Below are 22802 nucleotides of genomic sequence, written 5' to 3'. Positions count from 1 at the left end.
GCTGCTCACTGGCCGATCTCCGTCCGTACCGCGAACAGTTCCGGGAAGAAGGTGAGCTCAAGGGCCTTTTGCAGGAAGGCAGCGCCGCTGGATCCCCCGGTTCCCGATTTCATCCCGATGGTCCGCTGGACGGTGCGCAGGTGCCGGAACCGCCAGAGCTGGAAATTGTCTTCAAGGTCCACCAGTTCCTCGCAGGCCTCGTACGCGCCCCAGTTGGCGGCGGCGTTTTCGTAGATGTGCTTGAACAGCGGAACCAACTCCGGGCAGAACTCGTGGGCGCGGGTGACGTCCCGTTCGAGCACGGACTGTGGCACGTCGAAGCCCTGCCGGGCCAGGTAGGCCAGGAACTCGTCATAGATGCTGGGCGCCTTAAGCACGTCCTCCAGCATGGCGTGCGCTTCCGGGTCCGATTCGAAGACCGGCAGCATTTTTCGGTTCTTGTTGCCGAGGATAAACTCCACGGCCCGGTATTGACTGGACTGGAATCCGGAGGAGTTGCCCAGGAACCCGCGGAACTGGGAGTACTCCGTGGGCGTCAGCGTGGCCAGGACGGACCATTGCTCCGTCAGGGTTTTTTGGATGTGTTTGACCCGGGCGATGCCTTTGAGGGCGGAGCCGAGATCGTCTGCGCGCAGCCAGGCCGCGGCGCTCCGGAGCTCGTGCAGCACCAGCTTCAGCCACAGCTCGGTGGTCTGGTGCTGGATGATGAACAGCAGTTCGTCGTGGTGTTCGGGCGTGCTGACAGGTTGCTGTGCGCTGAGCAGGGTGGGCAGCTGGAGGTAGGACGCGTAGCTCATCCGGGAACTGAAATCGCGGACTATGCCTTTGTCCAGTTTGCGGGTGTTCTTCTCGACGGCCATTGTGCTGCCTCTCTGGGTGTTCGTTGCGGGCGGGACCCGGTCAGCGCCGCACCAGGAGATCGTGGGCCTGAATAACGTCCAGGCGCATCTGGTCAACAAGCGCCTCCGGCCCACGGTATGCCACCATGCCGCGGAGCCGAGCCACGAATTCGACCACTACTGTCTGGCCGTACAGATCGAAATCCTCCACGGCCTCATGCGGACGGTCGATCACATGGGCTTCGACCTGGCGGCTGACGCCGTCGAACGTGGGATTGGACCCCACCGAGATGGCGGCCGGCCAGCGTGTGCCGGCCTGGTCCACCAGCCAGCCGGCGTAGATGCCGTCCGCGGGGATGAACCCGGTGGCCTCGTGGGCAAGGTTAGCGGTGGGGAACCCGAGTACGCGGCCGCGGGCAGCACCGTGTACAACCTCGCCGCGCATACGGTGTGGTCGTCCCAGCACCGCGGCGGCGGTGGCGACGTCGCCCTCCTGCAATGCTTCACGCACCCAGGTGGAGGAACAGCGGCGGTCCGTGCCGCCGTCGTTATGCAACGGGTAGCCTTCCGAACCGAACTCGCTGATGACCTGGACGTCGAAGTTGAACTTTTCGCCGAGCTGCTTCATGGTGTCAAGGTCACCGGAGTTGCCGCGGCCGAATCGGGAATCGTGACCAATCACCACGTGGCTGGCGTGCAGGCTGTCCACCAGGACCTGGCCCACAAATTCCTCAGGGGTGAGGCTGGCCAGGTTCAGCGAGTACTTCATCACCAAAATGGCATCCAGGCCCAGCTCCCCTAATGCCACCAGTTTGTCCTGCAGGCCCATGATCATTTCGGGCGCGGACTCCGGGCGGTGGATCAGGGCCGGGTGCGGGTCAAAGGTGACGGCAACGGCCTTGGTCTTGTTGAGGCGGGCCGAGCGGATGAGCTCGGAAAGCACTTGCTGGTGCCCGCGATGGACGCCGTCGAAGTTGCCAAAAGTGACAACGGACGGACCAAAGTCCGCCGGGACCTCGGACGGATCGTTCCAGATGTAGACCATCACCCTCGCCTTTTACTGCCTAAAACTGACATCTCTCCGAACGCACCGGCGCCGGAACTCTCTAAGATTACCCGCATTCAGTACTGCTGCCGGACGGCGCCGGGCCAACTGGATGGCACGCGCGGACATGTCCGGGAGCCTTCCTGGTACCCGCTTGCCGGTACTCGCCGGTCCGCCGAAGAAGTGAGGCTAAGCCTCGGCCCCGGCCGGTCGCTGATGAGGCTTACTGCTGGTTCGGCCGCCGCCGGTACAGCCACACCAGACCCAGAACAGGCAGCAGCAGCGGAATGAACGCATACCCCCGGCCAAAAAGGGACCAGACGGTCTCATGCGGGAACGCCACAGAATCAAACACGCTCAACGCCCCCACCACCAGCACTCCGACAAGCTCCACCAGGACAGCGGCCAGCGAGATCTTGAACCAGGTGCGGCCGGGCTTGGCCAGGGACACCGTTGCCACCACGTAGACCAGCGCCGCGAACGCGGAAAGCAGGTAGGCGAGCGGGGCTTCGGAGAACTTGGTCAGGATCTGGTAACCGGCGCGTGCGGTGGCCGAAATGGCAAACACTGCATAGACGGCAATGAGCAGGCGTCCGGGGCCGGTGTTCCGAGTGTCCTTGACGCCGGCCTTGGCATCGGCCTTGGCACGGGCTGCTTCGGAACGAGGTGCTTTCACGTTGCGTACTTCTTCCATTTCAGTACCAGATCTGGTTCATGCGGGCGGCCATCACCAAGGCCGTGACCCCGACGGCGGCGAGGACAAAGTTGCTCCAGCGTGTCCGTTCCAGGATGGACCAGTACACGGCTGCCGGCGGCAGGAGCATCGCCGTGGCCAGGTATCCCCAGAATTCCCAGGCTTCCCCGGCAATCGGTTCGCCCGCGATCACCCGCACGATCGAACCCACCAGGTAAACCAGCAGTGCCAGCTCGACGGCGGCAACGGACAGGATGGTGAGATCGTTGGGGGCTTTTTTCAGGATGCCGGCACCGAGGCAGATTCCGCTGGAGAGCAGGCCGACCACCAGGATGATGTAGAAATAGGCGTCCATGCCTAGGCGTCCCCGCCCGCAGCATCTTCGGGCACAACATTCTCGGGCGCAGCATTCTGGGGCGCAGTTTTTTCGGACGCACCGTTGCCCGGCGCGAATACCAGGACCGGCTTGGCAAAGTTTCCGGAGTCCGCCAGGAGCGCCACGAGGCTGCCGTTGGGCGCGAACGCTGCCGCAGGGTGTTCCGTGGTGGCAGCCGCGGGATCGCCTGCTTCCGCTCCCGCTGCGATCCGGCGTCCGAAGGAAATCTCGGTGGTCTCCTCCGCCGTGAGTTCGCGGTTGGGCATCAGCGCCCGGGCAGCCTGGGACATTTCCAGGACGTTCAGCTCCTCGGCCAGCTGTTCCAGCGTCCGAGCCTGATCCAGCGAGTACGGGCCAACGTGGGTCCGGCGGAGTGCGGTCAGGTGGCCGCCCACTCCCAGCCCGTCGCCGAGGTCGCGGGCGAGGGCCCGGATGTATGTACCCGAGGAGCACTCAACGGTGACATCAATGTCCACAACGTCGCCGCCGGTTTCCCGGTTGATGGCGTGAACTTCGAAACGGTGGATGGTGACCGGGCGCGCCGCGAGCTTAACCTCTTCACCGGAGCGGACCCGGGCGTAGGCGCGCTCGCCGTTGACCTTAATGGCGCTGACGCTGCTTGGCACCTGCTGGATTTCACCGGTGAGGGCGGCGACGCCGTCGTGAATTGCTTCGTCGGCGACGGCGGCGGCACTGGCGGCGGCAATCACGTCACCTTCGGCGTCGTCCGTGATGGTGGACTGGCCCAGCCGGATGGTTGCCGTGTACGTCTTGGACGTGCCCACGATGTAGGTCAGGAGCCGGGTGGCCTTGTTGATGCCGACCACCAGGACGCCGGTAGCCATGGGATCGAGGGTGCCGGCGTGCCCCACTTTCCGGGTCCCGGCGAGACGCCGCATCCGACCAACCACATCATGGCTGGTCCATCCCTGCGGTTTGTCCACTATCACCAGTCCAGAAAGCACGCTTCCCAGTATATCGGCGCTGGCCGCGGCCCTTGCCCACAAGCCCTGTCCCTAGCCCCCGCCCCGGTGCGGCCGCTCCGGTGTGGCCGCTCCGGTGTGGCCGCTCCGGGGCTGGATTCCGGTGGCGGCTAGGATGGCATCCATGCCTGAGCTTGCGGCGCACGCGCGCGACGTCCCCGTCAACCAGATCCGCGAAATCACCGAGGCCGCCTGGCATGCCCCCGGGGCCATCGTCCTGAGCATCGGCGAGCCGGGCTTCGCGCTCCCCCGCCACATCCTGGAAGCCGGCATGGCGTGCCTTGACCGGGACGAGACGAATTACACGCCCAACGCCGGCCTCCCGGCCCTACGTGAAGCGTTCGCCGCCAGGTTCCGTGAACGCGCCGGACTCAACAACGGCCTCGGTGCCGAGCGCGTCTACGTGGTGGACGGCGCGCAGCAGGGCCTGCACTTCGCCATGAGCCTCCTGCTCTCCCCCGGTGACGAGATCCTGATCCCCAACCCCGGCTACCCCACATTCGCCATGACCAGCCGGCTCCTGAATGCCGTGCCGGTGGGCTACCCGCTGTATCCCGAGCATGACTTCCAGCCGCGGATCCAGGACATCGAGGCCCTCATCACTGACCGGACCCGGGTGCTCATCCTGAACTCCCCGTCCAACCCGCTGGGCGCCGTCCTCGACGAGGACCTGACCCGGCAACTTGTGGACCTGGCCCGCAAGCGCGATCTCTGGATCATTTCCGACGAATGCTACGAAGCCTTCACATACGACGTCCCCCACGTCAGCCCGGCCCGGTTCGACAGCGACGTGCCCGGCGAGGCGCGCGTGTTCACGTCGCTGACTCTCTCGAAGACGTATGGCCTCACCGGCCTGAGGATCGGCGCCCTGGTCTGTCCGCCGGGGCTGGAGCAGAAGATGAACAACGTGATGGAAGCGATTGTCTCCTGCGTAGCCTCCCCCTCGCAGTATGCCGCGCTCGCGGCTCTGACCGGGCCGCAGGAGTATGTACGGGACGCCCATGCCCATTACCGGGCGAACCGCGATGCGGCCTCGGCCGTGCTCGAAGCCAAGGGCATCCCGTACTTGAGTGCGCAGGGAGCCTTCTACCTTTGGGCCGACGTCTCCCATGTCAGCGACGGGGACGTCCGTAACTGGACCCGCCGGTTCCTCGCCGATTCCAGCGTCGCGCTCGCGCCAGGGACCGCCTTTGGCTCGATTGGCGAAGGCTGGGTGCGGATCGCACTGTGCGGTACCCGCGACGATTTGGTGGAGGGCGTCGGCAGGCTGCCTAAACGCAAAGATTCCTGACCCGGCACCTGGTCAGTATTCCGTACGTTCCGCGTTGCGGCGCCACGCGTCAAACGGAGCGTCCGACGTCGGAATGGCCGCTTGGGCGACCGGCAGCAGTTCCGGACGGGTTCCGTTGAAGTAGTCATAAAAAACGGCGTCGTCAAAGCCGGCCGCGGCTGCACCGTGGCGGTCGGCCGCAAAATAGACCCGGTCAACTCGGGCCCAGAGCGCGGCGGCAAGGCAGAGCGGGCACGGCTCGCAGCTGGCATACAGCACTGCCCCGCTCAAGTCGAACGTGGCGCCTGATGCTGCCGCCGAACGGATGGCAACCACTTCTGCATGGGCTGTGGGGTCGTTGTCGCGGGTAACGCGGTTAGTGCCTTCATAAACCTGCCCGTCTCGGGTCACCACCAGCGCACCAAACGGGCCGCCACCGTCGGCGACGTTGCGGACGGCCAGATCAACGGCCTGCTCCAGGAAGGGCGTGGCATCGTGTGGGTCACTCGCGTGGGTCATAGATCGATCCTAGCCACGGCGGCGTTGATTGCGGCGTCAGACAGGGGGCACATTAGGGGGAAATAACGTCGACGTCGTCCCTTTCGCGGGACTAACCTAGCGCCGGGGGTTCATTCAGCACAGCGCTGACCATGGTCTCATTGCCCGGCCCCGCCATGGGGTGCACTTCAATCCCGGAGACTGACATGAACAAAAAGATACCCATCATCGCCTGCCTCGCAGCGATGCTGGCTATTCCCATTACACCCGCGTCGGCAGGCGGTTCTTCGTCCCCGCTTGACGATCCCTTGGCTGACGGACTGGGGCTGCCGCTGAGTCTCGCTGTCGGCACAAACAAGTCCGTACTGGTTACCCATACCGTCTTCGGTGAGCCTCCCGTCGGCAAGCTCAGCAGAGTGGACCGCGATGGCTCCATCACAGACGTGTACGAGCGACCAGGCTGGGATGTTGCCGGTGTAGAGACCCGCGGCACAACCACCTTCTTCCTCGAAAGTACTGGTGCCGGCGGCGATCCGGCGGCGCTGGAGGGCTATCTGAAGGCCATCAACGTTCGGGGCGAGGTCCGGACGATCGCCGAACTGGCATCGTTTGAGCGGGACAACAACCCGGACGGCAAGCAGCACTATGGCTTTGGTCCGGAGGTCTCCGACGAATGCCTTGCTGGCTTCCCTGAATTCCCACCGACCCGATACACCGGCATCGTGGATTCCCATCCCTATGCCGCCGCGGTGCAGGGCAACACGGTTTTCGTGGCGGATGCCGGGATGAATGCGATCCTCAAGGTCAACGCTGCCACGGGTGCTGTCTCCACACTCGCTGTGTTGCCACCCCGGCCAGCCGTAGTACCAGCCGGGCTGGAGATCCCCATCGACATGATGGGTAACTCCTTTACGGTGCCTGAGTGCGTGGTGGGACACGAATACGCCTTTGAGCCCGTGCCGACGGACGTGGAGCTCGGCCCCGACGGCTGGCTGTACGTATCATCGCTTCCGGGCGGTCCGGAAGATGAGTCGCTGGGCGCACGCGGAGCCATCTTCCGTGTCAATCCCTGGACCGGAGCTACCCACCTCTGGGTCGAGGACATCCTCAGCCCCACCGGATTGGCCGTTTCCAACACGGGAGACGTCTACGTGGCGTCGATGTTCGGTAACGAGATCCTCAAGATCAGCTGCTGGAGCGGTGAGAGGTCACAGTTCCTGGCGGCCACAACGCCGGCGGCTGTTGAAATCCACGGCCGGACCCTCTATGCCACGGTGGATGCCCTGCCTGACTTCACGGCCCCGCCTCCCCCCGCATCAGCGGGCAAGGTCATCAAGGCTGACATCAGATAAGGCCGCTATCAAATAAGACCTGCGGGGAAACAAAACCCGGCAGACGAAGGAAGGCCCGGACTGCAGCTGCAGTCCGGGCCTTCCTGTGAGCCACATGTGGTGGTCAGACGGTTACTTGTTGGCGTCTTCGTCGAGGTCTTCGTCGTCGGTGAGGTCAATATCCTCTTCGTCGAAGTCGTCCTCGTCGATCTCCACATCGGCGGGAATGTCGCTCTTGTACGGATCGGCGTCGCCGGCGTGCTTGGCGTTCTCTGCCAGCGCAGCCACCTCGGCGTCGCGCTTCTTGGCGGCCCGGAGCAGGTCCTCCAGGTTCGAGGCAACGACGGGGATCTGGTCCGCCACAAATTCCAGCGTCGGCGTCAGGCGGACAGTCACGTTGCGCCCCACCTCCTGGCGGAGCACACCCTTGGCCTTCTCCAGGCCCTTGGCAGCATCAGCCTGCACAGCCTGGTCGCCGAAAACGGTGTAGTAGATCGTGGCATGCTGCAGATCATTGGTCACCCGGGCATCGGTAACAGTAATGCCCTCCAGCCGAGGATCCTTAACCTTCCGGCCCAAAGCCTCGGCAACAACAACCTTAATCCGCTGCGCCAACTTGGCAGCCCGTGCGGGATCAGCCATTTCCACTCCTAAAAATTTGGGATGTACGACGGCGCCGGAACGGTGCCCGCACAACTGTTGGGTTTTGATGCCACGCACCTAAGGCGAGTCTACGACGGACCCGCGTTGGATTTTTTCCGGCGGCCAGGGAGTGGCATCGGGCCTGCCGAAGCTGGGCGGCAAGGGATCGCAGATCCCATGCCGCCCAGCGTAGGGGCGGGGCCGCCGGAAAAATCCGACGCCCCCGACCCGTCAAGCAACGAACCTTAGACGCGCGGCTTTTCGCGCATCTCGAAGGTCTCGATGATGTCGCCCTCGGTGATGTCGTTGAACGAACCAAGACCGATACCACACTCGAAGTCCGTGCGGACCTCAGTAGCGTCGTCCTTGAAGCGCTTGAGCGTCTCAACGGTGAGGTTGTCACCGATGGTCTTGCCGTCGCGGCTGATGCGGGCCTTCGTGTTGCGTCGGATGATGCCCGAGCGAACGATGGAACCGGCGATGTTTCCGAACTTGGAAGAGCGGAAGACTTCGCGGACCTCGGCGGTGCCCAGCTGGACCTCTTCGTACTCCGGCTTGAGCATGCCCTTGAGGGCCATCTCGATGTCATCAATTGCTGCGTAGATGACGGAGTAGAAGCGCATGTCCACGCCTTCGCGGTCTGCCAGTTCGGCAACCCGCTCGGCAGGCTTGACGTTGAAGCCGATGATAACGGCGCTGTCGACCGTTGCCAGGTTGACGTCGTTCTGCGTGATGGCACCAACGCCGCGGTGGATGACGCGCAGCTGCACGCCTTCGCCGACGTCGATCTTGAGCAGGGCGTCTTCGAGGGCTTCCACGGCACCGGACACGTCACCCTTGAGGATGAGGTTGAGGGTGTCGATCTTGCCGTCGGCCACGGCCTGGTCGAAGTCTTCCAGGCTGATGCGCTTGCGGCGCTTGGCGAGGGCGGCGTTGCGGTCGGCTGCTTCACGCTTCTCGGCGATCTGACGGGCGGTGCGCTCGTCAGCGGTCACAAAGAAGGTGTCGCCGGCGCGCGGCACGTTGGACAGACCCAGAACCTGCACGGGGCGGGACGGGCCGGCCTCGGTCAGGACACTGCCGTCGTCGTCGAACATGGCGCGGACACGGCCGTGAGCCGTACCGGCCACGATCGTGTCACCGACACGCAGGGTGCCGGACTGCACCAGGACGGTGGCCACGGAACCGCGGCCCTTGTCCAGGTTGGCTTCGATCGCGATACCGCGGGCGTCCTTGTTCGGGTTGGCGCGCATGTCCAGGGCAGCGTCCGCGGTGAGCAGGACAGCCTCGAGCAGCTCGTCAATGTTGAGGTTCTGGCGGGCAGAGACCTCCACGAACATGGTGTCGCCACCGTATTCTTCGGGAACCAGGCCGTACTCGGTCAGCTGGCCGCGGACCTTCTCCGGGTTGGCGCCTTCCTTGTCGATCTTGTTCACAGCCACCACGATCGGCACATTGGCTGCCTGCGCGTGGTTGAGTGCCTCAACGGTCTGCGGCATCACGCCGTCGTCCGCTGCGACCACCAGGATGGCGATGTCGGTGACCTTCGCACCACGGGCACGCATGGCGGTGAACGCCTCGTGGCCCGGAGTATCGATGAAGGTGATCTTACGATCGATGTCTTCGTGGGTGTGCGTGACCTGGTAAGCACCGATGTGCTGCGTGATGCCGCCGTGCTCGCCCGCCATAACGTCGGACTTGCGGATGGCATCCAGCAGGCGGGTTTTACCGTGGTCAACGTGGCCCATGACGGTGACAACCGGAGGACGTGCCTCAAGGTCGTCGTCGCCTTCAGCTTCAAGCTCTGCTTCGAAGTCGATGTCGAAGCCGGAGAGCAGCTCGCGCTCCTCGTCCTCCGGCGACACAACCTGGAGCTTGTAGCCAAGCTCCTCGCCGAGCAGCGCGAAGGTTTCCTCATCCAGCGACTGCGTGGCCGTGGCCATTTCGCCGAGGTGGAAGAGGACCGTCACCAGTGCTGCGGGGTTTGCCTCGATCTTGTCGGCGAAGTCCGTAATGGACGAGCCACGGCGAAGCCGGACTACGGTGTTGCCGTCGCCGCGGGGTACGCTCACGCCACCCAGCGACGGAGCACTCATCTGCTCGAGTTCCTGGCGCTTGGCACGCTTCGACTTGCGCTGCTTGCCACGGCCTGCGCCGCCCTTACCGAAAGCACCCTGGGTGCCACCGCGACCGCGGCCACCCTTGCCGAAGCCACCGCCGGCCGGAGCGCCGCCACCGGCACCCGGTGCGCCACCGGTGCCTGGAGCGCCACCCGGACGTCCGGGACCACGGGCGCCGCCACCGGGACGGCCTGCACCAGCGGGTGCGGGACGCTCAGTGCGGTTGGGCATCATGCCCGGAGTAGGACGGTTTCCACCGGCACCTGCCGGACGGGGACCGCCGGCGCCTGCTGCGGGACGCGGACCACCCGGACGGGGGCCACCGGCACCGGCTGCGGGACGCGGACCACCCGGACGGGGACCACCGGCACCGGCCGCGGGACGCGGACCACCCGGACGGTCGCCGTCGGGACGGCTTCCACCCGCGCGGGGCATGCCCTGCGAAGGAGCGAACGGGTTGTTACCCGGACGGGGAGCACGCTCTCCGTCGCCACCGCGGCCGCGGGGCATGCCCTGGGACGTGGCAAACGGGTTGTTGCCCGGACGGGGACCGCCGGGACGCGGTGCAGAGCCGCCCTGCGAACCACCCTGTGTTGATCCGCCAGAGCGGGTCGGTGCGGCCGGGGCTTCAGCCTTCGGTGCCGGACGGGCACCGGGCTTGGCGCCGGTGGACGGTGCGCTTGCGGCCGGGGCTGACGCAACCGGTGCTGCGGCAGGTGCTGCCGGAGCTGCGGAAACGGCAGCGGGTGCAGCCGGAGCCGCAGCAGCTGGTGCCGCCGGGGCTGAGGGAGCTGCGGGGCCCGGAGCAGGTGCTGCGGGTCGTGTGTCGGCCGACGGGGCAGGCGCCTTGGGCGCGGCTGCCGGAGCTGCGGTCTTGGCAGCTGCGTCGGGGTAGGCGTTGCGGAGTTTCCGCACCACAGGGGCCTCAATGGTTGAAGAGGCGGAGCGAACGAATTCGCCCAGTTCCTGCAGTTTGGTTACTGCATCTTTGGAAGTAATACCGAGCTCTTTAGCAAGCTCGTGTACGCGGACCTTGGCCACATTTCTCCTGTCTCGGTCCGCACCGAGCCAGGCACGAACCGTCTACTTCTTACTGCGGGCCCCAGCCGCGGTTGCAACTACAGGGCCCATTGCAGAGCGCAACAAAGTTGTCATCGTTGCGCACTCATCGCTGGGAACTCATCGGGTTTCCATCAGTTTTCTGACCCGCTTTCAGGTTGGACGGTTTTTGCTGCAGCTACCAGGGGTACCTGCAACGGGCCGGCGTCCTGCTTGCCTGCCATGATCCGGCGTTCGACGGCGGTGGACCCGGTTGCCCCGTTGAGGGCCCTTCCGAATGCTCGCCGCTTGACCGCCAGGGCCAGGCACGCTTCGCTGGGGTGCAGCCATGCACCCCTGCCAGCCATCCGGCGTCGTTCGTCTACCAGCACTGCGGTGGAACCGCTGCCTTCGGCGACGAGCCGGAGTAACTCAGACCGCGGTGCCTGCTTCCGGCATCCGATGCAGGTACGCTGCGGTTGATCCTCGGTGTGAAGCACTTCTGCCACGGTGAGTATCTTCCTGACGTTCATAACTGCCGGCCCTGAGGCCCCCAACCGCATCGGCGGAACGGGAATTCTCAGGGCACACGAATACCGGCCGTTAGGCGCGGTCATGTCTATTCTAGCCCCTCGGGGCAGTTCTGCCCGAAACCGGGGCTTCGGCCGAATGTATCCGCCGCCGGCCGCCGCCCCGGAACCGGATTAGCTTTCGCGCGCCGGGGCAGCGTCCGAGACGATATCGATTCGCCAGCCCGTCAGCTTGGCCGCCAGCCGGGCGTTCTGGCCCTCTTTGCCGATGGCCAGCGAGAGCTGGTAGTCCGGGACCACCACACGCGCGGAGCGGGTGGCCTCGTCCACGATGGTGACCGAATTCACACGCGATGGGGAAAGTGCACTGGCAATAAACGTAGCCGGATCCTCGCTGAAGTCGACGATGTCGATTTTTTCGTCGTTCAGTTCCGTCATAACGGCGCGGACGCGGGAACCCATTTCGCCGATGCAGGCGCCCTTGGCGTTGATGCCCTGGGTGTGGGCCTTGACCGCGATCTTGGTACGGTGGCCGGCCTCGCGGGCCAGTGCCACGATCTCCACAGAGCGGTCCGCGATCTCCGGGACCTCCAGTTCGAAGAGCTTCCGGACGAGGCCCGGGTGTGAACGGGACAGGGTGACGGACGGGCCCTTGGTGCCGCGGTGGACATCGATAACGATGGCGCGGAGCCGGTTGCCGTGGATGTACTTCTCCCCCGGCACCTGTTCGGGCGGCGGCAGCAGGGCCTCCACCGAACCCAGGTTGACCTGGATCATGTGAGGGTTGTTGCCCTGCTGGATCAGGCCGGCCACAAGTTCACCCTCGCGGCCCTTGAACTCACCCAGGATGGCGTCGTCCTCGACGTCGCGCAGGCGCTGCAGGATGATCTGGCGTGCGGTGCTCGCCGCGATACGGCCGAAGCCGGCAGGCGTGTCCTCGAACTCGCCGATGGGGGCGCCGTCGTCGTCGATTTCCACTGCCCAGATGGTCACGTGGCCGCTCTTGCGGTCCAGCTCGGCCCGGGCCTTCTCGAAGGCGCCGGGCGATTTGTGGTACGCCACCAGGAGCGCCTGCTCGATGGTGGGGATCAGGAGGTCCAGCGGAATTTCGCGTTCACGCTCCAGTAGTCTCAGCGCGCTCATGTCAATATCCATCAGGCCTCCTCAGAAGGTCCATTGTGCTCAGGTTCCAGACCAGCTTCTTCGAGGTGGCTGAATTCGATCTCGACTTTTCCGTTGCGGATCCTGTCGAAAGGAAGAATCTGGGGCTCGCCCTGCTTGGGCTTCATGCCCTTCTTGACGGCGATCTCCGGGATGATGGTGACGCCGGAATCGTCCACGGACTGGACCCTGCCGGTGACGTTTTCGCCCTGGATGACGTTGACCTTGACCATCCGGCCCCGGGCGCGGTGCCAGTGCCGGACTTCGGTGAGGGGACGCGCGACGCCCGGGGAGGAAACCTCGAGGTCGTAGGGGCGCCCGTCGTCTGCGGGATCATTGTCCAGGACATCGGAGAGGACCCTGGAGATGTCCGCGATGACATCGAGGTTTACGCCGCCGGTTTCCTCCTGCGGCAGGTCAACCACCACGTGGACCACGCGGTGTGAACCGGCCAGGATGGATACGTCCTCGAGGTACAGGCGGTTGGCCTGGACCGCCGGTTCTAACAGCGCCCGGAGCCTGACGGCTTCGGGATTGTTGGCGGGCGCAGCTTCAGCCGTACCCGTTCCGGTAGCGTCTGATGAAGTCGTGGCTTCTGCATTACTCACGATGCCGGCCGCCTTCCAATAGATGATGTTGTGACTACTAGCCTAACGATTTTCCGGCCACAGTGGTGCACGAAGATTCGCATCAGGCGTGAGAACATGGTCTGTTGTGAAAGACGACACGCAGGAATCCGGCCGCCGCAGGCGTTATTTCCAGTACGCCGTTTTTGCGCTGGCCGCCCTTCTGGTGGTGAGCCTGGGATTGGTGCTCATCCCCCGCGAACCGTCCCTGCCTGCGGCGCCGCCGTTTTCCGAGCAGGCAAGGGCATCCGCGTTCGCGGATTCCCTGACCCTCAGGGCCGGTGGCCTGGACCTCGAAGGCACTGCCGGCGCCACTGCGCCGGCCCCACAAGCGGCCGCCCTGACCCGGATTGTGACTTTGCTGACTGTCCAGGCCCGGGCGTTGATGCTGCCGGCTGATGCGGCCGGCGATCCTGCCCTGGACCGTACGGCTACTGCCCCCGTCCCTGTCCCGTCCACGGCGCTGGCCACCGTCACGCCTCCGTCGACCACCGCGGACTTCGCCGCTGCCCTCCAGGCAAGCGGGGCACAGCGGCTCCACGATGCCAAAACGGCCGACGGCGGCATGGCCCGCCTTCTCGCCGGCACCGGAACTGCCCAGCTTCTGGCTGCAGAGGACCTGGCCTCGGCGACCGGGATCGCGTTGGCACCGCCTCAAGCCGCTGGCTCCTCCTTCCCCGCATCGACGGCGCCCACCCTGCCTGTTTCGGCTTCAGCCGCCGCCAGCTGTGCCAGCGAAGCAGCTGCCGCCGACGCCAGCAGTGGCGTGGACCTCGGCTCAGCCTTGGCCCTAGTCGTGGAGAGCGAGCTGGAACTGGTCTACGCGTACCAGGCCGCACTGACCAGGCTTAACTCCGGGTCCGCTGCTCCGGCGTCGAACTTCCTGGCCCAGCACGGCGTCCTCCGTAGCGAAGCGGAGGCCATGGGCAGGTCCCGCTGCGCCGCGGTACCCCTGAGGCAGCCCGGCTATGCCCTGAGCCAGGCGTTCCTGGCAGACCCTGCAGCGGCGCTGGGAACACTGGAAGCAGAGACACTTCCGGTGCTCGGCGACGTGGTGGCCCTTAGCGAGGGACCCGAACGGGCATGGGCACTCTCGGCACTTCAGTCGGCGGCCCGGCGGACCGTCCATTGGGGTGCGTCGCCAAGCCCGGTCCCCGGCATGGTCCTGGACGAAGCACTCCTGCCGCCACTGCCGGAGCCTGTATCAACTCAGGGGACTTCCACAACCAGCACTCCCGGCAATTCGTAGCCAAGGCACGGCACACTGGCCAGCCGCAGGCACTAATGCTTTGCTGGAGGCATGAACAGTGCCGGCGCCCCCGCCCTTCATGAGAATGAGCCCCACCAAAACGACGTCGCTCAGCGCCTGAACTGGCTGCGCGCCGGCGTGCTGGGTGCCAATGACGGCATCGTCTCGGTCGCCGCAATCGTCGTGGGAGTCGCCGGTGTAACCACACAGTCCGGACCAATCCTCGTCGCCGGCACGGCCGGCCTGGTGGGTGGCGCAGTATCAATGGCCTTGGGCGAGTACGTGTCCGTCAGCAGCCAGAAAGACAGCCAGCGGGCCCTGATCGAAAAGGAACGCCTGGAGCTGCAGGAACAGCCGGAGGAAGAGCTGGAGGAACTCGCGGCGATCTACCAGGGCAAGGGGCTGAGCCTGGACACAGCAAGGAAAGTGGCCCGGGAGCTGACAGCCCACGATGCCCTGGGCGCGCACCTGTCCGCCGAACTGAACATCGACGAAACAGACATAGTGAGCCCGTGGAATGCAGCCTTTGCTTCAGCTGTTGCGTTCGTGACCGGCGCCATCCTGCCGATGGCCGCCATCCTCCTGCCGCCGGAAAACATCCGGGTCCCCCTGACCTTCGCGGCCGTGCTGGTGGCCCTTGCCGCCACCGGGGCCCTGGGCGCCTGGATTGGCGGCGGCTCGAAGGTACGGGCCGCCGCCAGGGTGGTGGCGGGCGGGGCTTTGGCCTTGGCTGCCACGTTCTCCATCGGCAACCTGCTCGGCGCAAGCGGCGTCCTGTGAGTGTCCAGATTGGCGTGCCGATCCCGCCAGCCCTCAGCGGGCGTTTCAGCCACAGTAGCGCGGGACGGGCCTGGCTTTCCTCCCTCCCGGGACTGGTGCAGGGGCGGCTGGAGCATTGGGAGCTGGCTGTTGACCTGGCAGCCGGCGCCCTCCCGTGGCATGGCCACGGCGGCGTGGTGGTTCCTGTCCGCCGGACGGACGGGACGCCCGCGGCGCTCAAGATCGCGTTTCCCCACGATGAGGCACGGGTGGAACGCCATGCGCTGGCGCTGTGGGGCGGATCCGGCGCCGTCCGGCTGTTGGAATCCGACGCCGGAACGTGCGCCATGCTGCTGGAGCGGCTGAATGCGGACTCCTCGCTCCAGACCCTTCCGCTGGATCAAGCGGCGGTGGCCTGGGGCAGCACCATGCGGCAGTTGGGCCTGGTGCCGGACGGCCGGCCGCAGTGGCGGGAGTTCGAGCACATCGCCGGGCGGGCCGAACAATGGAGCGATGACCTGCCCGCCGACTGGGAACAGCAGGGCCGCCCGTTCCCGCGCTGGCTACTGGAGGCGGCCCTGGAAGTCTGCCAGACCCGCGGCGCCGTTGGCCGCCGCTCGGGCCGCGATGTCCTGGTCCATACGGACCTGCATTTCCTGAACATCCTGGCCCGGCCCCACACCATCAGCGGAGGGCTGCCCGGGGAGGCCTTCGTCGCCATCGACCCGCAGCCCATGATCGGCGAACCGGAGTTCGCGGTGGCACCGCTGCTGTGGAACCGTCTCGGCGACCTGCCCCGGAGCGATCCGGCCGGAGGGTTGAGGCGGCGGTGCCAGGACTTCAGCGCCGCGGCCGGCCTCGACGCCGAAGCTGCGCGCCAGTGGGCCGTGGCACGCGAAGTCGAGAACGCCCTCTGCTACGCGTCCTTGCCGCGCCACCAAGGAGATCTTGCCCGGTCACTCTGGGTGGCCAGCACGCTTGCCGGGCGGACCCTCGATGGTCTCCCCTCGGCGCACGCCCTGCCTGAGCCGGGGCACGGCGACAGCTGAGCGATGGGTGCCTCCCGGGCTGGATGGTGCTTCGCAGGCGGGACTGTGCCTCCCGGGCGATCAGCCCGCTGCCCGCACAGCCGCCAAAGCGGAGCTGACCGCCTCGACGGCAGTGCCGACGTCTTCCGCGTCAGTGCTCCAGTTGCTGACCGAGACGCGCAGGACATCCCTGCCCTGCCAGCGTGAACCGGACATCCGACCTTGCCGTCCTCGATCACCCGGGCTGTCACGGCGCGCGTGGTGGCGTCGTCCCCGAAGGCGAGCGAAACCTGGGTGTAGTCCACCGTGTTGAGCACCTCGACACCGTCCACCTCGGCCAGGCGGCTGCCGATCGTCGAAGCGGCGTCGGCGAGCCCGCGGACCTGGGCTGCCACGCCGTCCCGGCCCAGGGAGCGGAGGGCGGCCCACACCGGCACGCCGCGGCCGCGGCGGGACAGCTCCGGCGCTTTTTCGAACGGGTCACCCGGGCCTTCGACGTCGTGGATCAGGTAGCTGGTGTGCTGCAGTCCCATGGCGCTGCGTAGCGCTGCTGAATCCCTGACGATGGCAATACCGCAGTCATACGGGACGTTGAGGGTCTTGTGGGCGTCGGTCCCCCACGAATCGGCCAGGGCCATGCCGCGCGTAAGGTCCGCGAACTCGGGCACTGCCGCGGCCCACAGCCCGAACGCGCCGTCCACGTGCACCCAGGCACCATGCCGCCGGGCAACCTCGATGGCGGCGTCGAAGGGGTCGAAAGCTCCGGAGTGGAGGTTGCCGGCCTGGAGACAGACCAGCGCGGGCCCGGACCCTTCCGACAGCAGGCGGATCGGCCAGCAACCGCCACCGGGCAGCAGCCAGCCCGGTGAAGTTGGCCATGGTGGCACCCGTAGTGAAGCCGACGTCGGATTCCGCCGGCAGGCCGAGAAGGTCCAGCAGCCAGTGGCCGGCCCCCTCCTCGATGGCTGCTATCGCGGGGGTGGCATAGCGCAGGCCGGAGTTCTGGTCCCAGGCGCTGACCAGCCAGTCCGCGGCCAGGGCGGCAGGCAACGTCCCGCCGATCACCCAACCGAAAAGCGCCCCGAGGGCATCGCCATCAGCCCCGGTTCGGCCTTGTCCGCCAGGTACTCAACCACAGCTGCGGCGGGCATGCCCTGCTGCGGAAGGGGCCCGCCGAAGTCAGCCGCGAGATCGTGGGCGCTTTGGGCGGGCCCTACGTGCCTGTCCGGCAGGCTCGCCAGCCACTCGGCGGCGCGACGGGCCGCGGCTGACAATGCTTCGGAATAGGGTTCCCCGCCTGCGGACATACCTGCATGGTACGCCCGGCCGGGGGCTGCGGGCGCTACCGGCTGCGAGGGTTTCGGCTAGCCTGTCAGGCTAGGTTTTCCTGCCAGACGTCGACGCCGAGTTTGATGATCAGGGCGCCCACCACCAGCAGGAATACAACGCGGATGAAGCGGCTTCCCTGCTTCACGGCGGTCCGCGCGCCCAGGTAGCCGCCGGCCATGTTGGCCAGGCCCAGCAGCAGCCCGACACCCCAGAGGATTGATCCATGGGGCAGGAAGAAGAGCAGGGCGCCGGCGTTGGTGGCCATGTTCACGATCTTGGCTTTGGCGCTTGCCTCCAGGAAGGCATAGCCCATCGCCGAGACGAGCGCGATGATGAGGAAGGAGCCGGTGCCCGGACCAATCAGGCCGTCATAGAAGCCAATCACGGCCCCGATCATGCATGCCACCACGTAGTGCGTGCGGCCATCGTGCCGCAGCACGGTGATGTCACCGACGTTGGGCTTCAACGCCGTAAAAAGCGCGACGACGACCAGCGCCACCACGATGATCGGCTTGAAGACACTCGCCGGCAGGGTGGCGGCCAGCACCGCCCCGGCGAAGCTCCCGGCAAGGGCGATCACCGCCATGGGCACGGCCGTCCGAAGGCCCGGTTTCACCCGCCCGTAGTACGTCACCGCACTCGTGGTGGTGCCGAAAATTGACCCCATCTTGTTGGTGGCCAAGGCCTGGACCGGCGTGATCCCGGGTACCAGCAGCATGGCCGGCAGCTGGAGCAGACCGCCGCCGCCCACCACGGCGTCCACCCAGCCGGCAGCAAATCCAGCCACCACAATCAGGATGATTGTGGTGAGCTGGATCGACTCGAACCCGGAAATCACCGCCGCAGGTCAGCTGCGGACGGCGGTGACCACATAATCAACGGCCTTGTCCACGGCCACGTTCTCCGCTTCGCCGCTGCGGCGATCCTTGATCTCGACAACGCCGTCCACCAGGCCGCGGCCGACGGCCAGGATGGTGGGGACGCCGACGAGTTCCGCGTCGCCGAACTTTACGCCCGGGGAGACCTTCGGCCGGTCATCGTAGATGACGTCCAGGCCGGCGGCCTCGAGTTCCAGGGCCAGCTGCTCGGCGGTGGCAAAGATTTCCTCGCCGCGGCCGACAGCCACGACATGGACATCGGCGGGGGCGACGGCGCGGGGCCAGACTAGGCCCTTGTCATCGTGGTTGGATTCGGCCAGTGCGGCGACGGCGCGGGTGACACCAACACCGTAGGAGCCCATGGTAACCACCACCTGCTTGCCGTTCTGGTCCAGCACCTTCAGCTCGAGGGCCTCAGCGTATTTGCGGCCCAGCTGGAAGATGTGGCCCATCTCGATGCCGCGGGCGGTCTCCAGAGGACCGGAGCCGTCCGGGGCGGGGTCGCCCTCGCGGACGTCGGTGCACTCGATGACACCGTCCCAGGTGAAGTCGCGGCCTGCGACCAGGCCGAACACGTGCTTTCCTGCTTCGTTGGCCCCGGTGATCCAGGCCGTGCCGCTGACAACGCGGGGATCCACGAGGTAGAGGAGCTTGGTTGAGCTTTCGCTGCCCAGCAGGGGTTTGTCCAGCGTCAGGCCGGGTCCAAGGTAGCCCTTGACGATGAGGGGCTGCTTCTTGAGGTCGTCGTCGTTGGCTGCTTCGAGCGTGATCTCGCCGCCGATGGGTAGGAAGGAACCGATGTTGGCTTCCACGCGCTTCAAGTCAACGCCGCGGTCACCCGGCAGGCCGATGACCACAAGCTGGCGCTCACCGGTGGGCAGGGTGACGGCAAGAACCACGTTCTTGAGGGTGTCGGCGCCAGTCCAGGCGCCGCCGTCGGCCTCGCTCCGGGGAGCCAGGTCGTTGGATGCGGCCACCAGCGTGTCGATGGTGGGCGTGTTCGGGGTATCGAGGACCTCGGCGGCAGGGGCGTTGCTGAAGTCGATGTCGGCCGGAACAACGGTGGTGACGGCCTCAACGTTGGCTGCATAGCCGCCGGCTGAGCGCACGAAAGTGTCTTCGCCGATCTCGGTGGGGTGCAGGAACTCTTCGCTCTTGGACCCGCCCATGGCGCCGGCGGTGGCCGCAACGGGAATGACTTCCAGGCCAAGGCGCGCAAAGATCTTCAGGTAGGCGCCACGGTGGGCGGCGTAGCTGGCGTCCAGGCCGGCGTCGTCCACGTCGAAGGAGTAGGAATCCTTCATGATGAACTCGCGGCCGCGCAGCAGGCCCGCGCGGGGGCGTGCTTCGTCGCGGTATTTGTTCTGGATCTGGTACAGACTCAGGGGCAGGTCCTTGTAGGACGAGTACAGGTCCTTGACCAGAAGCGTGAACATTTCCTCGTGCGTGGGGGCCAGCAGGTAGTCGGCACCCTTACGGTCCTGGAGCCGGAACAGACCCTCGCCGTATTCGGTCCAGCGGTTGGTGACCTCGTAGGGCTCTCGCGGCAGCAGCGCCGGGAAGTGGACTTCCTGGGCACCGATGGCGTCCATTTCCTCGCGGACGACGGCCTCGACCTTGCGCAGCACACTCAGCCCCAGCGGAAGCCAGGTGTAGATGCCGGGCGCCGCGCGGCGGATGTAGCCGGCCCGGACCAGGAGCCGGTGGCTGGCGACCTCAGCGTCGACGGGATCTTCACGCAAGGTGCGTAGGAAAAGCTTGGACATTCTTGTGACCACGGGTGGGTTATCCGTTTCTGGGGAGTAGCTGCTGGAAAGCAGAGCCGGGCAATTCTTCTGGGTACTAATCTACCGGCTATCCACGGCACGCCAGGCGGCGGAACCTGAGCTGGCCAGAGACCGCGGGGGCGAGACGCAATAGAGCCACGCCCGGCATGCAAAGCCCCTGGCCGTAAACGGCTGGTCATTACATGCGGACGTGGCTCTATGGCCGTTGACGCCTAGGTACTGGTGAGGACTGGTGAGACCGCCCACCCACTCCAGCGCAGCTAGATCGAACATATGTGATAGCCGACACATCCACAAGGGTTTTTCCATTCGAAGTAATTGACGGCCGCCTTTAGCAGGTCTAGTTTTAATTCATCACCTGGTGAATTCAAACGCGGACTCCCAGCATTCGGAGGCATTAATGTCCCATTCAGCAGCTTCCGTCCCGGCAGTCACGGAAGCCAGCATCGCTGTGGCCGCCACCACCCTGCACGTCACACGGGGAAAGGTTCCCGTCCTGCGCGGCTTGGACTTTGCCATCCAGGCAGGCGAGATCACCGGGCTGCTGGGCCCGTCCGGCAGCGGCAAGACTACGCTCATGCGGGCCATCATGGGCGTCCAGGTGCTCACGTCCGGCTCGGTCCAAGTGCTTGGGCTGCCCGCCGGGCACCCTGACCTGCGACACCGGGTGGGTTACGTGACCCAGTCCCCCAGCGTGTACCCGGACCTCACGGTCGAAGCCAATGTCCGCTACTTCGGCGCCATGCACCGCAAGGGCCGCGCCGAGGCCGCAGAGGCGATCGCCGCCGTCGGGCTTGAACCGCAGGCCAGGCAGAAAACCGGTGACCTCTCCGGCGGACAGCTGAGCCGGGTGTCGTTGGCCTGTGCCCTGGTGGCTCGCCCCAGCCTGCTGGTCCTGGATGAGCCAACCGTGGGCCTTGATCCGGTGCTCCGGGCTGACCTGTGGGACCGTTTCCGGTCCATGGCCGAGTCCGGGACCACCCTGCTGGTTTCCAGCCATGTGATGGAGGAAGCCAGCCATTGCGGATCACTCCTCCTGCTGCGGGAAGGAAAGCTCCTGGCGCAGCTGACGCCGGCGGAATTGAGTCAACGCGGGCACAGTGCCGATCTGGAGAAGGCTTTCCTGCACATCATCCAGGACACCGCCGAAGTGCCCAGCGGTTCCCCCGAAAGGACGGTACAGTCATGAACCTGTTGATGCTGTTGGCCACCACCCGGCGCGTCCTGGACCAGCTCCGGCACGACCACCGCAGCATCGCACTGATCCTGGTGGTCCCTGCGCTGCTGCTCACCGCCGTGTACTTTCTCTATGAGAATGAGACGCTGCCGCCGGGCGTGCCCAGGACTTTTGACCGCGTTGGCCTGATGATGCTGGCGATCTTCCCGTTTGTGGTTATGTTCCTGGTTACGTCCATCACGATGCTGCGGGAACGCACCTCGGGGACCCTGGAACGGCTGCTGACCACTCCTATCCACAAGGCGGACCTGCTGTTCGGCTACGGGCTGGCATTTTCCATCATGGCTGCCCTGCAGTCGCTGGTGGCTACCGCGGTTGCCTACTGGATCTTCGGGCTCGACATCCAAGGCAGCCCTGGACTGGTGGTCATGATTGCCGTGATCAATGCGGTTCTTGGCGTCGCGCTGGGGCTGCTCTGTTCGGCCTTCGCCCGGACGGAATTCCAGGCCGTGCAGTTTATGCCGGTGGTGGTGGTCCCGCAGATCCTGCTCTGTGGCCTCTTTGTGGCCCGCGAACGGATGAACGAGGCCCTGGAGGCTGTGTCGAATGTCCTTCCATTGACTTTTTCGGTGGATGCACTCCAGGAGATCGCCACCAACACCGAGCCCACAGACCAGCTGTGGATGGATGCCGGAGTCATCGTGGCCATTGTCCTGGCGGTCCTGGTGCTCGCATCGTTGACCCTGCGGCGGCGGACCGCGTGAACGGACAGCATGATCCCACGGGCGCCGCGGGTCTTGCAGGTAGCGCGGCTGGTCCGGGCCGGCGGGGCCGGCGCGGCGGGGCAACCGAGACGAGGGACCAGATCCTGGACACAGCCCGGCGGCTCTTCGCCGAACACGGTTTCGAAGGGACCAGCCTGCGCCAGATCGCCCGGGAAACCGGAGTGGACCCCGCCATGGTCCACCACTTCTTCAAGGGCAAGGACGAGCTTTTTGCGCTGAGCGTGGCACTGCCGGCCGACCCGGAGAAGGTCCTGGCGGGCGTCGACGGCTACTCGCCGGAGGACCGGGCAGAGGCGATCGTGCGGGCCGTGCTGCGCTTGTGGGAGAGCTCGGCCCAGCACAGCCTGGTGGCCTTCCTCAGGGGAACCATCGGCTCCAAGGCCAAGACGTTGCTGCTGCGGGAACTGGTACAGCGCACCATCCTCAGCCGGATCATGGCCGGAGTTCCTGGACCGCCCGCGGAAGTGGCCATGCGCGGAAATCTCGTGGCTACGCAGATGGTGGGCGTGATGCTGGTCCGGTATGTTGTGCGTCTGGAACCGCTCGCGTCCGCCTCCCCCGACGACGTTGTCCGGCTCGTGGCTCCGAACGTCCAGCACTACCTGACGGGCGACCTGAAGGCTGACCGGTGAACCGGCGGCGGGCGGCCTGAAAGGC

At 65.9% G+C, this 22802-nt stretch carries 21 protein-coding genes and 1 pseudogene; 8 read left to right on the top strand and 14 right to left on the bottom strand.

Annotated features, from left to right (window positions below; all coding sequences use genetic code 11):
• Positions 1–5 precede the first annotated feature (5 nt).
• The 5 genes from kynA to truB form a co-directional block, all read right to left on the bottom strand.
• The gene (gene kynA / locus NG696_RS09970; RefSeq protein ID WP_248761777.1) at positions 6–860 is read right to left on the bottom strand and encodes a tryptophan 2,3-dioxygenase; all 855 of its coding nucleotides are present in this window, start codon (positions 858–860) and stop codon (positions 6–8) included.
• A gap of 40 nt (positions 861–900) precedes the next feature.
• Positions 901–1884 (bottom strand): bifunctional riboflavin kinase/FAD synthetase, encoded by a 984-nt coding sequence (locus tag NG696_RS09965; protein ID WP_252564813.1) that lies wholly within the window; start codon positions 1882–1884, stop codon positions 901–903.
• A gap of 223 nt (positions 1885–2107) precedes the next feature.
• Positions 2108–2578, bottom strand: a complete 471-nt coding sequence (locus tag NG696_RS09960) for a hypothetical protein (RefSeq protein WP_248761779.1) — start codon at positions 2576–2578, stop codon at positions 2108–2110.
• Position 2579: 1 nt separating this feature from the next.
• A complete protein-coding gene (locus NG696_RS09955; protein ID WP_248761780.1) occupies positions 2580–2933 on the bottom strand; it encodes a hypothetical protein in 354 nt (117 codons plus the stop codon).
• 2 nt (positions 2934–2935) lie between these two features.
• A complete protein-coding gene (gene truB / locus NG696_RS09950; RefSeq protein WP_252575304.1) occupies positions 2936–3919 on the bottom strand; it encodes a tRNA pseudouridine(55) synthase TruB in 984 nt (327 codons plus the stop codon).
• 142 nt (positions 3920–4061) lie between these two features.
• Here truB and NG696_RS09945 point away from each other — a divergent pair, with 142 nt between their 5' ends.
• Complete coding sequence (locus tag NG696_RS09945; protein WP_252575303.1) at positions 4062–5228, top strand: pyridoxal phosphate-dependent aminotransferase; 1167 nt, start codon at positions 4062–4064, stop codon at positions 5226–5228.
• Between the two features lie 12 nt (positions 5229–5240).
• On the opposite strand, the gene NG696_RS09940 is transcribed toward NG696_RS09945, so the two are convergent.
• Positions 5241–5726, bottom strand: coding sequence for a nucleoside deaminase (locus NG696_RS09940; RefSeq protein WP_252575302.1), 486 nt, complete (start codon positions 5724–5726; stop codon positions 5241–5243).
• Positions 5727–5911: 185 nt separating this feature from the next.
• Here NG696_RS09940 and NG696_RS09935 point away from each other — a divergent pair, with 185 nt between their 5' ends.
• Entirely contained in the window at positions 5912–7057 is a 1146-nt protein-coding gene (locus NG696_RS09935) for a ScyD/ScyE family protein (protein ID WP_252575301.1), read from the top strand.
• Positions 7058–7168: 111 nt separating this feature from the next.
• On the opposite strand, the gene rbfA is transcribed toward NG696_RS09935, so the two are convergent.
• The 5 genes from rbfA to rimP form a co-directional block, all read right to left on the bottom strand.
• The gene (rbfA, locus tag NG696_RS09930; RefSeq protein ID WP_058929497.1) at positions 7169–7678 is read right to left on the bottom strand and encodes a 30S ribosome-binding factor RbfA; all 510 of its coding nucleotides are present in this window, start codon (positions 7676–7678) and stop codon (positions 7169–7171) included.
• Positions 7679–7923: 245 nt separating this feature from the next.
• Positions 7924–10839: a translation initiation factor IF-2 gene (infB, locus tag NG696_RS09925; protein WP_252575300.1), complete on the bottom strand. Its 2916-nt coding sequence runs from the start codon at positions 10837–10839 to the stop codon at positions 7924–7926.
• Between the two features lie 152 nt (positions 10840–10991).
• Positions 10992–11369, bottom strand: a complete 378-nt coding sequence (locus NG696_RS09920) for a YlxR family protein (protein WP_252575299.1) — start codon at positions 11367–11369, stop codon at positions 10992–10994.
• Between the two features lie 171 nt (positions 11370–11540).
• Positions 11541–12521: a transcription termination factor NusA gene (gene nusA, locus NG696_RS09915; protein ID WP_058929500.1), complete on the bottom strand. Its 981-nt coding sequence runs from the start codon at positions 12519–12521 to the stop codon at positions 11541–11543.
• The gene (rimP, locus tag NG696_RS09910; RefSeq protein ID WP_058929501.1) at positions 12521–13135 is read right to left on the bottom strand and encodes a ribosome maturation factor RimP; all 615 of its coding nucleotides are present in this window, start codon (positions 13133–13135) and stop codon (positions 12521–12523) included. Before rimP ends, nusA begins: the two co-directional genes overlap by 1 nt.
• A 106-nt stretch (positions 13136–13241) precedes the next feature.
• Between rimP and NG696_RS09905 the strand changes: the two genes are divergently transcribed.
• The 3 genes from NG696_RS09905 to NG696_RS09895 are packed head-to-tail and all read left to right on the top strand — an operon-like array spanning position 13242 to position 16210.
• Positions 13242–14402: a DUF4439 domain-containing protein gene (locus NG696_RS09905; RefSeq protein ID WP_252575298.1), complete on the top strand. Its 1161-nt coding sequence runs from the start codon at positions 13242–13244 to the stop codon at positions 14400–14402.
• A 51-nt stretch (positions 14403–14453) separates the two neighbouring features.
• The gene (locus NG696_RS09900) at positions 14454–15182 is read left to right on the top strand and encodes a VIT1/CCC1 transporter family protein (RefSeq protein ID WP_252575297.1); all 729 of its coding nucleotides are present in this window, start codon (positions 14454–14456) and stop codon (positions 15180–15182) included.
• Positions 15179–16210 (top strand): aminoglycoside phosphotransferase family protein, encoded by a 1032-nt coding sequence (locus NG696_RS09895; RefSeq protein ID WP_252575296.1) that lies wholly within the window; start codon positions 15179–15181, stop codon positions 16208–16210. Before NG696_RS09900 ends, NG696_RS09895 begins: the two co-directional genes overlap by 4 nt.
• 60 nt (positions 16211–16270) lie before the next feature.
• Here NG696_RS09895 and NG696_RS09890 read toward each other — a convergent pair.
• The 3 genes and pseudogenes from NG696_RS09890 to NG696_RS09880 form a co-directional block, all read right to left on the bottom strand.
• Positions 16271–17496: pseudogene (locus tag NG696_RS09890) on the bottom strand (pyridoxal phosphate-dependent decarboxylase family protein).
• A 65-nt stretch (positions 17497–17561) separates the two neighbouring features.
• A complete protein-coding gene (locus tag NG696_RS09885) occupies positions 17562–18356 on the bottom strand; it encodes a sulfite exporter TauE/SafE family protein (protein WP_252575295.1) in 795 nt (264 codons plus the stop codon).
• Positions 18357–18365: 9 nt separating this feature from the next.
• A complete protein-coding gene (locus NG696_RS09880) occupies positions 18366–20174 on the bottom strand; it encodes a proline--tRNA ligase (protein WP_252564835.1) in 1809 nt (602 codons plus the stop codon).
• 409 nt (positions 20175–20583) lie between these two features.
• Between NG696_RS09880 and NG696_RS09875 the strand changes: the two genes are divergently transcribed.
• Genes NG696_RS09875 through NG696_RS09865 form a run of 3 tightly spaced genes read left to right on the top strand, consistent with a single transcriptional unit; the run spans position 20584 to position 22777 of the window.
• Positions 20584–21372 (top strand): ABC transporter ATP-binding protein, encoded by a 789-nt coding sequence (locus tag NG696_RS09875; protein WP_252564836.1) that lies wholly within the window; start codon positions 20584–20586, stop codon positions 21370–21372.
• An 8-nt stretch (positions 21373–21380) separates the two neighbouring features.
• Complete coding sequence (locus NG696_RS09870) at positions 21381–22124, top strand: ABC transporter permease (RefSeq protein WP_252564977.1); 744 nt, start codon at positions 21381–21383, stop codon at positions 22122–22124.
• A complete protein-coding gene (locus NG696_RS09865) occupies positions 22121–22777 on the top strand; it encodes a TetR/AcrR family transcriptional regulator (protein ID WP_374208649.1) in 657 nt (218 codons plus the stop codon). The genes NG696_RS09870 and NG696_RS09865 overlap by 4 nt, the downstream gene beginning before the upstream one ends.
• The last annotated feature ends 25 nt before the right edge of the window (positions 22778–22802 follow it).

It is taken from the genome of Pseudarthrobacter cellobiosi (assembly GCF_023913755.1).
Lineage (GTDB): Bacteria > Actinomycetota > Actinomycetes > Actinomycetales > Micrococcaceae > Arthrobacter > Arthrobacter cellobiosi.
Note: the sequence above shows the minus strand (reverse complement) of the source record. Positions and strands in the feature narration are given on the sequence as shown.